This is a genomic window from Ruegeria sp. AN11 (assembly GCF_056536005.1).
In genome coordinates this window covers 1,615,513-1,628,386 of sequence record NZ_JBQFJD010000001.1, presented here as the reverse complement: position 1 = coordinate 1,628,386, position 12,874 = coordinate 1,615,513, and the positions used below count along the sequence as shown (strand labels likewise).

Below are 12,874 nucleotides of genomic sequence, written 5' to 3'. Positions count from 1 at the left end.
CTGTCTGGCGGTGGCCAAACAGGGGCAGAATGGAACGTGCCAACCGGGTCAGGCGACGTTCTGCAATTCAGTTTTCGGCGTAATTCCCAGCGCAAAGCAGACATCACGGGTCAGCTCGGGGCGGTTCAGCGTGTAGAAATGCAGTTTGTCCACGCCGCCCTCCAGCAAGTCCGAGCACAATTCTGTGCACATTGCCGTCGCCAGCAGGTCTTCGCGATCATCACGCACGGCCTTTTCGAAAGCGTTTTCGACCCAGGCCGGAATGCGCGTTCCGCAGCGGCGGGCAAAATTCCGTACGCCCTTCCAGTTCTCGATGGGCAGGATGCCGGGCACGATGGGTTTGTCGATGCCGGCCTTTTCGCACGCGTCGCGGAACCGGAAATAGGTTTCGGCCTCAAAGAAGAATTGTGTCAGGGCCTCTTCCGCGCCTGCGTCCAGTTTGGCCTTGAGCCAATCGATATCCGCCTGCGCGTTGGAGGCTTCTGGGTGGATATCTGGATAGGCGCCGACACGGATCGAGAACATCTCGGTTTCGGCCAGCGCGGAAATCAGCTCGACCGAGCTTGCGAACCCGTCCGGGTGCGGAACGAACTGATCCTGACCCTTGGGCGGATCACCGCGCAGGGCAACGATGTCCTGAACGCCCGCGCGGGCAAACGTGTCGGCGATCTCCAGGGTTTCCTGACGCGAGGCATCGACGCAGGTCAGGTGCGCGGCCACCGGAAGATCCAGCGACTTGTGCAGGGTCGCCACGGCATCGCGTGTCAGTTCGCGTGTGGTGCCGCCTGCACCATAGGTGACAGAGACAAATCGTGGTGCCAGCGGTGCTAGAATGTGAACCGTGTCCCACAACCGAAAGGAAGCTTCGAGCGTCTGCGGCGGAAAGAACTCGAATGAGATATCTGGCTTGGTCATCGTGGCCTCGTCTTAACAACCTGGATCCCTTGTGCCACGTCCCGCTATGTGAGACAAACTCATATAATTCAAGAACAACATGAGTCGAACAGCAATGCACATTGAATTCCGACACCTTCGTACGATCAAGGCGATCCATGATTGCGGTGGACTGGCGCGGGCTGCAGATCAATTGAACATTACCCAGTCTGCGTTAAGCCATCAGATCAAGGGGTTAGAGGATCAGGCCGGTGTTGAACTGTTCCTGCGCCGCTCGAAACCGATGAAGCTTTCGGCGGCGGGTGTGCGCCTGTTGCGTCTGGCCGAACAGATCCTGCCGCAGGTTGAGGCAGCCCAGCACGAGTTTTCATCGCTTCGGGACGGGCGAACCGGGCGCATGCATATCGCAATCGAATGCCACGCCTGTTTCGAATGGCTGTTTCCGGTGCTGGAATCATTCCGGAAATCCTGGGCAGATGTCGACGTGGACATTCGCCCGGGCCTGGCCTTTGACGCGCTTCCGGCTTTGCAGAAAGAAGAGGTCGACCTGGTTGTTTCTTCCGACCCCGAGGACCTGCCGGGTGTCGAGTTCGTGGAACTGTTCGACTACAACGCAGTTTTCGTCGCTGCCTCGGCCCATCCGTTGGCGCAAAAGGAATTTATCGAGGCCGAGGATTTTCGCGGTCAGACCCTGATCACATATCCGGTCGAACGCACGCGGCTGGACGTGTTCAGCCAGTTGCTGATACCCGCCCGTGTGGAGCCTGCATCGATCCGGCAGGTGGAACTGACAGCCGTCATCCTGCTGCTGGTGGCCTCAAACCGCGGTATTTCGGTTCTGCCGGACTGGGTTGTGCGCGAGGTCAAGTACAACTCGGACTACGTCACCCGGCCCCTGACCAGCGAAGGGATCACGCGCAGATTGTACGCGGCGGTCCGGTCAGAAGATCTGGAAAAACCGTTTGTGCAGGAACTGGTCAATCTGGCCCGGACCGAGGCACGCAGGCTTCAGGCGCAATAGGTCCAAGCCACGGCGCAAGCTGTGGGGCTGCTATGCGCATCAACCCTCTTGGCAACGGCGCAATGCATCAGTATACGCGCGGTTTGACCGGACAGGAGCCCATACACAATGGTTGGCAGTGCAAATCTCAACATCATGATCAAGGCCGCGCGTAAGGCGGGGCGTTCTTTGGTCAAGGATTTTCGTGAAGTCGAAAACCTGCAGGTGTCGATGAAGGGTGCCGGAGATTTTGTTTCCAAGGCCGATATTGCAGCCGAGGCGATCCTGAAAGAGGAACTGCTCGGCGCGCGTCCGACCTATGGCTGGCTGGCCGAAGAGGGCGGTTCGATCGACGGCGAAGATCCGACCCGTCGTTGGATTGTGGACCCACTGGACGGCACAACCAACTTTCTCCACGGCCTTCCGCACTGGGCGATTTCCATCGCGCTGGAACACAAGGGCAAGATCGTCGCCGGTGTGATCTACGATGCGGCCAAGGACGAGATGTTCTTTGCCGAAAAGGGCGAAGGCGCATGGATGAATGACCACCGTATCCGGGTTTCGGGCCGGCACCGCATGATCGAATCCGTGTTTTCTACGGGTCTGCCGTTTGGCGGGCGGTCGGATTTGCCCGCGACGTTGCAGGATTTGGCCCGGCTGATGCCGGTGTGCGCCGGCGTACGCCGCTGGGGTGCCGCTGCGCTGGACATGGCCTATGTCGCGGCTGGCCGGTACGAAGGGTTTTGGGAACGCCGCCTGAACGCCTGGGATTTGGCCGCAGGCATCATCATCGTGAAAGAAGCGGGTGGGCTGGTTCAGGCGCTGGACCCTGAGGGCGAAATTCTGTCCGATGGCGAAGTCATCTGCGCCAACGAGCCGATCTTTGACAGTTTCGCCAAGGTGATCCGGGGATAACGGAACATTCCCGCCACAGCGAAATTTTCGATGACGCGCCCCAATCAGGGCGCGTTTCTCGTTTCAGAAGTCGACTTCGATGGCGACGCCGTTTTCGATCGCAAGATCGACCACCGCGCTGGCGACGGCCAAATCCTGCAGTCCCACACCTGTACCATCGAATAACGTGACCTCCTCTGCCGAGGTGCGGCCCGGATGCGTGCCGTTGATGACCTCGCCGATCTGACGAATGTCTTTTTCGGATTTTGCCCCAGCCGCGACCGCGTGCTGGCACTCACCCAGCGTCACCGCCTGCGCGACTTCGTCCGTGAAGACACTGGCGCGAATGATCAGATCCGTTTCCACTTCCTGTTTCCCAACCGTGTCGGTGCCCATGCACGCGACATGCGTGCCATCCGACACATGTTGCGACAGTAGTGAAGGCGCGAAGGACGACGTGATGGTGATGATCACATCCGCTTCGGCCAGACCCGGCAGGTCCACGGCCTCGAACGGCAATCCCGCGTCTTCGGCAACCTTTGCGAGATTGGGCAGCATTTCCGGATGCAGGTTCCAGCCGATGACCTTTTCAAACTTGCGCTGTTCCAGCGCCGCCCGCAGTTGAAAGGCAGCCTGATGCCCTGCGCCAACCATGCCAATCACCTTGGCATCCTTCCGGGCCAGATGGTTGATCGACACGGACGAGGCCGCTGCGGTTCTGAGGGCGGTCAGCAGATTGCCACCAACCATTGCCTTTGCCCGTCCGGTATCCGGGTCAAACAGGAAAACGGTGGACTGATGGTTGATCACACCGTGCGTTTCCAGATTGTTGGGCCAGTATCCCCCGGCCTTCAGGCCCAATGTCATACTTGCCCGGTCAAATCCGCCTTTGAACCCGTATAGCGCATCCGCATGGCCAATGGCTTCGCGCACAACCGGAAAGTTGTATGCATCCCCTGACGCCATCGCGGCAAATACCTGTTCGACAGCCGCATAGCTTTCCTTTCGGCCCATCAGGGCTCCGATTTCCTTTTCGGGAACGATGTACATCGTTTGCGCCTTTCCTGAGTGTTGGCGAAGAACGTAGCAAACGGGGCAGATTGTAAACTGCCCCGTCCGTCAGATTGGATACCGGTCAGTAGGCTTTGCCACGGGCAGAAACCGGCCACAGCGTTTCAACCTTGCCGTCGCGCACACCAACATACCAGTCATGGACGTTGGCCGTCGGGTCGCAATGGCCAGGCACCAGCCGCAGTTTGTCATTCACCTTCAGCGCTCCGTCGGGATCGGAAATCACCCCGTGTTCATCCGAGCATTTGATGTATTCCACATCGTCGCGCCCATAGATAAAGGGCAGCCCGCTATCGACTGACTGGGCCTTGAGACCTGCATCGCAGATCGCCTTGTCGGCTTTGGCATGGCTCATCACGCTGGTCAGGATGAAGAATGCGTTCTCCCATTCCCCCTGATCGATCCGATTGCCGTCCTTGTCGAGGATCCGGCCATAGTCGGCATCCATGAAGGCGTAGGACCCACACTGAAGTTCATTGTAAACGCCAGAATTGGATTCGAAGTAGTAAGACCCCGTGCCACCGCCCGAAACCAGTTCAGGTTCCAGTCCGACGGCCTTCAGCCCCTGCACCGCATCCGCCACCATGGCGATTGCAACATCGAGCTTGGCTTTGCGATCGTCAAAACTGTCCATGTGCTGCATTGCGCCCTGATAGGCCTGAATGCCCAGAAACTTAAGGTTGTCAGCGGCATCAACGGCTTGCGCAATCGCAACCACATCCGCTGTTGTCGTCACACCGCAGCGCCCCGCACCGCAGTCGATTTCGACAAAAACACTCAGTTCCGTTCCGTGCCGCACTGCCGCGGCGGACAGATCGGCGACGTTGTCGATGTCATCCACACAGACGATGACGTGGGCGTCATATTTTGGCAGTCGCGCCAGCCTGTCGATCTTGGCCGGGTCGCGCACCTGATTTGACACCAGAATGTCCTTGATGCCGCCGCGGGCAAACACCTCGGCCTCGGACACTTTCTGGCAGCACACGCCAACCGCGCCGCCGAGCTCTTCCTGCAGTTTGGCAACGTCCACCGATTTGTGCATCTTGCCATGCACCCGGTGGCGCATCCCGTGTGCCTTGGCATAGTCGCCCATCTTGCGGATGTTCCGCTCCAGCGCGTCAAGGTCCAGGATCAGGCAGGGGGTCTGGATTTCGCTTTCATCCATGCCAATGGCGGCGGGGACGTCAAAGCCGACTTCCAGTTCGTCCATGTTCAAAGGTTTGTTCATTGTCATCCTCCTTACCCTGCCAGCCAGGGAAGCTTGTCCAGATCCACATTTCCGCCGGTAATGATCACCCCGACGCGTTTGCCCCGGAACACTTCGGGGTTTTTGAGAATGGTCGCCAGCGGCACCGCCGACGAAGGTTCCATCACCACGCGCAGGTACTTCCATGTCAGTTTCATCGCATCGATGATCTCATCCTCGGTCGCGGTGAAAATGTCGGTCACGTGGTTTGAAACGAAATGCCATGTGTTTTCTTTGAGGGGCACCAGCAGGCCGTCGGCCACCGTCTTGGGCGCGTCATCTGCAATGATCCGACCGGCTTTGAACGAGCGATATGCGTCATCAGCCTGTTCCGGTTCAGCCGCGTAAATCGCGGTTTCCGGGGCCAGGTTGGAGACGGTCAGGCAAGTCCCCGACACCATGCCGCCCCCGCCGATCGGGGCAATGACGGCATCCACGCCATCCGTCTGTTCCAGCAATTCCGCCGAACATGTCGCTTGACCCGCGATGACGCGAGGGTCGTTATAGGGATGCACGAACTCGCCACCGGTTCGGGCCTGTACTTCGGCAAACGTTGCTTCGCGGGACGAAGTCGACGGCTCGCATTCGGTGATCGTACCGCCATAGCGGCGCACCGCGTCCTTTTTGGCCTGCGGTGCAGTGCGGGGCATGACCACGTTGCACGGAATGCCTCGCCGGCCCGCCGCATAGGACAGGGACAGGGCGTGGTTGCCACTGGAATGCGTGCAGACGCCCTTGGCGGACTTCTCTTCGCTCAGCCCGAATACGGCGTTGCACGCACCGCGTACCTTGAAGGCGCCGGCTTCCTGAAAGTTCTCGCATTTGAAGTACAACTGCGCACCGGTGAGGTCATCCAGATATTCCGAACGCATGACCGGAGTGCGGCGGATATGGGGTTTGATCCGCTCATGCGCCGCGCGCATGTCGGCGATGGTCAGATCGGCTGCGGTGACTTGATCCAGCATCTTCGCCTCCTACGCTGCAGCCTGAGCATGGCCGGACGGACCACTGCGATAGTAATCCTGTGCCTCGGCAACACCGCTGCCCAGTTTGATGGGGTAGTTCAGATCGGCCATGGCCATCTCGATCGTGGCAAGGCCAGACAGAACCATAACGTCGGTCAGCGATCCCAGATGCCCGATACGGAACGCCTTGCCGTTTAGTTGCCCCAGACCAACTCCGAACGAGACACCATAGGCGTTGAAGGCGTGGTCGGTCAGGGCGTTACTGTCGAACCCATCGGGAACATAAACCGCGCTGACGGTATCCGAAAACAGATCCGGGCTTTGCGCCACCAGCTTCAGCCCCCACGCATCCACGGCCCGGCGAACGCCCTCGGCCAGACGGAAATGGCGGGCGTAGACATTTTCGAGCCCTTCTTCGAACAACATTTTCAGGCTTTCCCGCATACCGTAGATCAGTTGCAGGGGCGGGGTATATGGAAAGCCGCCGGATGCGTTGGCCGCAAGCATGTCGCGGAAGTCAAAAAAGGTGCGCGGGAGTTTCGCGGATTGCATCGCTTCCAACGCCTTGGGGCTGACGCACAGGATCGCCATTCCGGTTGCCAGCATGAACCCCTTTTGCGAGCCCGACACGGCGATATCGACTCCCCATTGATCAAATTCGAACGGCATCGAGGCAAGCGAGCTGACGCAATCGACCATCAAAAGCGCCGGATGGCCGGCCGCCTCCATGGCATTGCGAACCGCTGCGATGTCCGAGCGCACACCGGTCGCCGTTTCGTTGTGAGTGACTAGTACAGCGCGGATTTGGTGGTTCGTGTCTGCAGCCAGGGCGGCTTGGAACTGATCCGCCGGCGCGCCGCTGCCCCAGGCGCATTCAATGACCTGTACGTCCAGCCCGTGCCGCTCGCACATGTCGATCCAGCGGTGGCTGAAAACGCCATAGCGCGCGACCAGAACCTTGTCGCCGGGGCTGAGCGTGTTGGTTATCGACGCTTCCCACCCTCCGGTTCCGCTGGCCGGGAATGTGATGATCTTGCCATCGGTGGTGCCGAACACCTTCTTTGTGTCCTCCAGCACGGGGGCAAAGGTTTCGACGAAATCCGGCGCACGGTGATCCTGTGTCTGAACATGCATGGCCAGACGCAGACGATCGGGGATGTTGGTCGGGCCGGGTATGAAGACCGGATTCTGGTTTGACATGACTGAGTCCTCCGCTTTGTCAGAATTGTGACTGCGCAGGCGTTAGCTTGCAATTTTCTTGAAAAATATTTTCATTTTTGCAATTAAATATGTAATGCCCTGAAATTATGAGTTTTTTAGTTTCTCAAATTTGTAAGCCGGAATATGGCCTGAAAATTTCCAATCTATGGCCAGGCGAAACTGCGAACAGGAAACAGAAATGAACAGTCAAAAACGGCCACGCGGCAGACCAAAATCCCTGTTCAAGGAAAGTTCTGCCGGGACCATGCAATCGCTGGACCGCGCGCTGGGCGTTCTGAGCGCGGTTGCCCGTTTCGAACGCGCGGCCCTCAGCGATCTGGCCCGTGAAATCGATGTGCCCACGGCCACGACACACAGGATTCTGACGACCCTGCAAAAGCACGGCTATGTGACTTTTGACGATGAACGGCAGGAATGGATGATCGGGATCGAAGCCTACCGGACCGGCGCATCCTTTTTGCGGCGCAACAGTGTTTTGGAGATCGGCCGCCCGATTTTGCGCCGTCTCATGCAGGACAGTGGGGAAACGGCCAATCTGGCGGTACCGGATGGCGCCGAGGTGGTCTTTGTCGGGCAGGTTGAAACATCGAACCCGATCCGCGCGTTCTTTCCGCCAGGGGCGCGAACACCTATGTATGCGTCAGGAACTGGCAAAGCCATACTGGCAGCCATGAAGGAAGCTTCCCTGCAAAAAGTCCTGCGCGGCACGGAACTGACCGCCTTCACCCAGCATACGCAGGTGCCCGAACCGCAGTTGTTGCTGGATTTGGCCAAAACGCGCAGGCGTGGCTGGTCGCTGGACAGGGAAGAACGGTATGAGGGCATGTCCTGCATCGGTGCCGCGATCTACAATGACCGGGGTGAACCCTGCGCGGGAATATCTGTCTCTGGCCCGTCGGTGCGGTTTGACGAAACACGTGCGCCGGAACTTGCAGACCTTGTGAAAAAGGCCGCTGCTGAAATCACGTTCCTGAGCGGGGGGCGCACACCGGATCACTCCGATCTGTCAGACGGGTGATTGACGCCGTCGTTCCAAGGTATTGGCCCATGCGCGCGGGGATTGCCGCCTTCGATACAACCCAGATTGACGCCGCATTCGGCGGGGTCGGACCGGCGCTGGTGATACACGTAGATGCCGCAGGTCTTGCAGAAGTGATGCTTGGCCGTGTGCGTGCCCCAGGTGTACAGGCTGAGGTTCCCAGCACCCTTTAATACGCGCAGACTTTCGGTGGTCGCAGTGACCGCCGCTGCACCGCGCCGCAGGCAGAATGAGCAATCACAACGGGCGGCCGAGGACAGGCCTTCAGGAAACTCGGCCTCGATTTCGACTGCGCCGCAATGGCAGGTGGCTGTCATTCTGGTCATCTGCGAGGCACTTTCGGAATGCGGGATTGGGTCAGCTTGTACTTGTGTTCGGGGTGGGGCGGGTGGCCATGGGTCCGGTTCCAGAAACCGGGTCCGCCCCGGCGCAGCCAAACCGGAATGCACAGCACCAATCCGACCACAAAGCCGCCGGTATGCGCCCAGTAGGCGACACCACCCTCATCAGGATTGCTGGCCAGGCTACCCAAAAACTGCATCCCAAGCCAGATGCCCAGCATGATAAAGGCAGGAATGGTGAAGACACGGAAATAGATGATCAGGATCAGAAGAACATCGACCCGCGCTTTGGGGAACAGCAAGAGGTAACCGCCCATGACACCGGCAATGGCGCCAGAGGCTCCGATGGTCGGCACGATGGAGTCTGGCGCGGTCAGGACATGAATCAGGCCTGCTCCGATGCCCGACAGTACATAGAATAGCAGAAAGGGCAGGTGGCCCATCTCGTCTTCCAGATTGTCGCCGAAGATCCACAGAAACAGCATGTTCCCCGCCAGATGCATCCAGCCGCCATGCAAGAACATCGAGGTCACCAGGGTTTCAAAGCTGAACCCGTCCGTGATGCGCGCGGGGATGACTGCATAGTCGTAGTAAAGCTGGTTGATCAGTCGCGCGTTGTCCATAACGCCGACATAGCTGAGGAAAATCAGGATATTGGCCGCCATCAGAATATAGACGACATACGGCGTGCGCCCCGAAGGGTTATGATCTCGGATCGGAAACATGGGGCGACGCTGGGCTTTTCCCGGCCCAGCGTCAAGACATGCTTACGCCGCACCCCCCAAAAGGGCCGCGTTTCCTCCGGCGGCGGTTGTATCGACGCAGACGTGGCGCTCTCCCAACACGCGGGCGCGGTCGGGCAAGCCCGGGATCAGGGGCAGGATCGGACCGTCCCGTCGCGCCAGAAGGCGTTCGATTTGCCGGGCGGTTTCTTCGTCACCCCACCACAACACGCCCGAAATCCCGGTCAGGTTTTCGATCCGGTGCAGGTCCAGGTTGCCGGTTGCGCAGATGGCGGTGCCGCCAAGGGCCTTTACAGCCTCCGCCTGTGCCCGAGTGGCGTCTTCATCGGGTCCCATGCACAGCAGGGGCGCGCGGGGTGTTTCGCTCAGGCGGTTGGATTCGCCGGTCGGGCCGGGCAGGGAGCGCGTCCGAGTTGGCGCGGCTTGTCCTTCGGGTTTGGGCAGCGTTGTCATGATTGAGTCCCATTGACCCGGGCTTTTCTGTCTGTCCGGCGCGCAGAATCGCGCCATGTAGTTTGGCCCGCCCGCCTTTGGGCCGGTGCCGGATAGCCCTTCTCCTCCAAATGGTTGCGAGCCGACAATCGCGCCGATCTGGTTGCGATTGACGTAGATGTTTCCGGCATGCACCGCCTCGGTCACGTGTTGAACACGGTCGTCAATCCGGGTGTGCAGGCCAAATGTCAGGCCATAGCCGGTCGCGTTGATATCCGCGATCACCTGATCGATTTCGGCGGCCTTAAAGCGGGCGACGTGCAGAACGGGTCCAAAGATCTCGCGCTCCAGTGCGGCTATGCCTGACACTTCGATCAGGGTCGGAGCAACAAATGTGCCTTCGGGCGGAAGGGGCATTTCTTTCAATACGCGGCCGTCGGCGCGGGCGCGGGCCACATGGTCGGCAATGCCCTGCCGCGCGGTTTCATCGATCACCGGGCCGCTGTCAGTCGAAATCAGCCACGGATCGTCCAATTGCAGGGCATTCATGGCACCCTTGAGCATTTTCAGAAGGTCGTCGGCGATATCTTCCTGCACATAGAGACAGCGCAAGGCCGAGCACCTCTGGCCAGCGGACTGAAACGCGCTTTCAATGATGGATTGTACGGCCTGTTCCGGAAGCGCGGTGCTGTCGACGATCATCGCATTCAAACCGCCGGTTTCCGCAATCAGCGGCGTGCCCGGGCGCAGGTTTTCTGCCATGGCGGCGCGGATTTTCAGTGCCGTCGCAGTCGAGCCAGTAAAGGCCACTCCGGATACCCGCGGGTCAGAGGTGAGAGCTGTGCCAACCGACGGCCCACCCGGCAGCAATTGCAGGGCATCGCGGGGCACACCGGCCTCGTGCAGCAATTGCACGGCCCGATGGGCGATCAGCGGCGTTTGCGGAGCGGGTTTGGCCAGAACGGCGTTGCCGGTCGCCAGTGCCGCCGAAATCTGACCCGAGAAAATCGCCAGCGGAAAATTCCACGGACTGATGCAGGTAAAGGTTCCTGCCGGTTTGGCATCGGGAATGTTGGCCGCATAATAGCGCAGGAAATCGACAGCTTCGCGCAGCTCCGCTACCGCGTCGGGCAGGGTCTTACCGGCTTCCCGTGCCAGCAGGGCAAACAGTTCCCCGAAGTTTTGTTCATAAAGATCTGCAGCCCTGTTCAGGGTTTCCTGGCGCTCGGAAGCAGGGGCCTGCCACGGCGCCGCTGAGGCAAGGGCCAGTTCGACATCGTCTGCGCTGGCGGGGGCAACCGCTCCGGGCCGGTCCATCGGTTGCGCCGGGTTAATGACCGGCTCATCCACTTCGGGCGCAGCGTTGTCGGACAGCAGGGGTCGTGCGTACCAGTGATGGGCCCGGAACTTGTCCCTTGCGGCGTCGATCCTGTCCAGCGTGGGCGTGTGATGCAGGTCGAACCCAACCGAGTTTTTTCGCTCGGGCTGGAACAGATCGGGACCGGTGGTCAGCGGCGTGACAGCGTGTTCAATGGATACGAACGGGTCGGCCGCAACTTCTTCCGGGGGGACGTCCTCATCCACAATCTGGTTCACGAAGGACGAGTTCGCACCGTTCTCCAGCAACCGCCGCACCAGATAGGCCAACAGATCGCGATGCGCGCCAACCGGGGCGTAGATACGGCAGCGCGTGTTGCTTTTGTCCTTGACGATCCGGTGCAGGGTTTCGCCCATGCCGTGCAGGCGCTGGAACTCGTACGGCTGGTCGTCGGCCATATGCAGAATCGCGCTGACGGTGTGGGCATTATGCGTGGCAAACTGCGGATAAATCCTGTCCGTCATGCCGAGAAGCTTCCGGGCGTTGGCAATGTACGAGACGTCGGTTGCGGCTTTGCGAGTAAAGACGGGGAACCCGTTCATGCCCTCGACCTGAGCCCGCTTGATCTCGGTATCCCAATAGGCGCCTTTTACCAGCCGCACCATCAGTTTGCGGTCGTGACGTTCGGCCATTTCATAAAGCGTATCCAGAACCAGCCCGGCGCGGGGGCCGTAGGCCTGAACAACGATGCCGAAGCCGTCCCAACCCGCCAATGCGGGTTCAGACATGACAGCCTCAATCACTTGCAGCGACAAGGACAGGCGGTCTGCTTCTTCCGCGTCCACGTTCAGACCCATCCCCGCGGCTTTAGCCAGCAATGCCAGCGCGCGCAAGCGGGGAACGAGTTCATCCATCACCCGCTGTTCCTGCGCCAGCTCATAGCGCGGATGCAGAGCGGACAGTTTCACTGAAATGCCGGGGTTGGCACGGATATCGTCATGGGTGCAGGCATCGGAAATCGCGGTGATGGCGCGGGAATAGGACAGGTGATAACGCGCCGCATCCGCCTCGGTCCGGGCGGCTTCGCCAAGCATGTCATAGGAATATGTGTAGCCCTTCGTCTCCATCCCTTTGGCGCGCGACATGGCCGACTGAATGGTTTCGCCCAGAACGAACTGGCGCCCCATTTCTTTCATCGCCCGTCCGACTGCTGTTCGGATCACCGGTTCACCCAGCCGCTTGATTGCACTGCGCAGCACACCCACGGGCGAGGCCTTGTCTTCATCCAGCACTTTGCCCGTCAGCATCAGCGCCCAGGTCGACGCATTGACCAGCGAGGACGAGGAGTGGCCCAGATGCTTGCCCCAGTCCGACGGTGCGATCTTGTCTTCGATCAGCGCATCGATCGTGTCGGCATCCGGGACGCGTAACAGGGCTTCGGCCAGACACATAAGCGCGATGCCCTCATCAGTGGACAGGCCGTATTCGGCCAGAAACACCTCCATCATGCCCGGCGATGTGCTGGATCGGATATCACGCACCAGTTGCGCCGCCGCCGCGCATATGGCGTTTCGGTCGGCAACCGTCAGGTTTGCCTGTTCGGTCAGGCGTTCCAGTACGGTGTTCTGATCGGCATAAGTTTGGCTGTCGATGACAGAGCGCAGGTTGTGTGACATCTTTCCTCCGGGCTTTTGATGAGTATACCGTCGA

The 12,874-nt window shown here is 59.8% G+C and carries 11 protein-coding genes; 3 read left to right on the top strand and 8 right to left on the bottom strand.

Going from position 1 to position 12,874, the window contains the following annotated elements; genetic code table 11:
* Nucleotides 1-48: 48 nt before the first annotated feature.
* On the bottom strand, nt 49-915 hold the full coding sequence (metF, locus tag ACR3EQ_RS08050) for a methylenetetrahydrofolate reductase [NAD(P)H] (RefSeq protein ID WP_480490296.1): 867 nt from the start codon (nt 913-915) through the stop codon (nt 49-51).
* Nucleotides 916-1,009: 94 nt separating this feature from the next.
* Here metF and ACR3EQ_RS08045 point away from each other — a divergent pair, with 94 nt between their 5' ends.
* Both ACR3EQ_RS08045 and ACR3EQ_RS08040 read left to right on the top strand, forming a co-directional pair.
* The gene (locus ACR3EQ_RS08045) at nt 1,010-1,915 is read left to right on the top strand and encodes a LysR family transcriptional regulator (protein WP_170609713.1); all 906 of its coding nucleotides are present in this window, start codon (nt 1,010-1,012) and stop codon (nt 1,913-1,915) included.
* A gap of 108 nt (nt 1,916-2,023) precedes the next feature.
* Entirely contained in the window at nt 2,024-2,809 is a 786-nt protein-coding gene (locus tag ACR3EQ_RS08040; RefSeq protein ID WP_170609715.1) for an inositol monophosphatase family protein, read from the top strand.
* 63 nt (nt 2,810-2,872) lie between these two features.
* Here ACR3EQ_RS08040 and bhcD read toward each other — a convergent pair whose 3' ends face one another.
* The 4 genes from bhcD to bhcA form a co-directional block, all read right to left on the bottom strand.
* Nucleotides 2,873-3,838, bottom strand: a complete 966-nt coding sequence (bhcD, locus tag ACR3EQ_RS08035; RefSeq protein WP_170609717.1) for an iminosuccinate reductase BhcD — start codon at nt 3,836-3,838, stop codon at nt 2,873-2,875.
* An 85-nt stretch (nt 3,839-3,923) separates the two neighbouring features.
* On the bottom strand, nt 3,924-5,087 hold the full coding sequence (gene bhcC / locus ACR3EQ_RS08030) for a 3-hydroxy-D-aspartate aldolase BhcC (RefSeq protein WP_170609719.1): 1,164 nt from the start codon (nt 5,085-5,087) through the stop codon (nt 3,924-3,926).
* An 11-nt stretch (nt 5,088-5,098) separates the two neighbouring features.
* Nucleotides 5,099-6,070: a beta-hydroxyaspartate dehydratase BhcB gene (bhcB, locus tag ACR3EQ_RS08025; RefSeq protein WP_170609729.1), complete on the bottom strand. Its 972-nt coding sequence runs from the start codon at nt 6,068-6,070 to the stop codon at nt 5,099-5,101.
* 9 nt (nt 6,071-6,079) lie between these two features.
* On the bottom strand, nt 6,080-7,270 hold the full coding sequence (gene bhcA / locus ACR3EQ_RS08020) for an L-aspartate--glyoxylate aminotransferase BhcA (RefSeq protein WP_480490294.1): 1,191 nt from the start codon (nt 7,268-7,270) through the stop codon (nt 6,080-6,082).
* Nucleotides 7,271-7,469: 199 nt separating this feature from the next.
* Here bhcA and ACR3EQ_RS08015 point away from each other — a divergent pair, with 199 nt between their 5' ends.
* Complete coding sequence (locus ACR3EQ_RS08015) at nt 7,470-8,309, top strand: IclR family transcriptional regulator (RefSeq protein ID WP_170609733.1); 840 nt, start codon at nt 7,470-7,472, stop codon at nt 8,307-8,309.
* On the opposite strand, the gene ACR3EQ_RS08010 is transcribed toward ACR3EQ_RS08015, so the two are convergent.
* From ACR3EQ_RS08010 to putA, 3 genes are read right to left on the bottom strand one after another with little or no spacing between them, the layout of a single operon-like run.
* A complete protein-coding gene (locus ACR3EQ_RS08010) occupies nt 8,285-8,656 on the bottom strand; it encodes a GFA family protein (protein ID WP_170609735.1) in 372 nt (123 codons plus the stop codon). The genes ACR3EQ_RS08015 and ACR3EQ_RS08010 overlap by 25 nt on opposite strands.
* Nucleotides 8,653-9,396: a rhomboid family intramembrane serine protease gene (locus tag ACR3EQ_RS08005; protein ID WP_170609737.1), complete on the bottom strand. Its 744-nt coding sequence runs from the start codon at nt 9,394-9,396 to the stop codon at nt 8,653-8,655. Before ACR3EQ_RS08005 ends, ACR3EQ_RS08010 begins: the two co-directional genes overlap by 4 nt.
* 42 nt (nt 9,397-9,438) lie before the next feature.
* On the bottom strand, nt 9,439-12,840 hold the full coding sequence (gene putA / locus ACR3EQ_RS08000) for a bifunctional proline dehydrogenase/L-glutamate gamma-semialdehyde dehydrogenase PutA (RefSeq protein ID WP_170619475.1): 3,402 nt from the start codon (nt 12,838-12,840) through the stop codon (nt 9,439-9,441).
* Between the last annotated feature and the right edge of the window lie 34 nt (nt 12,841-12,874).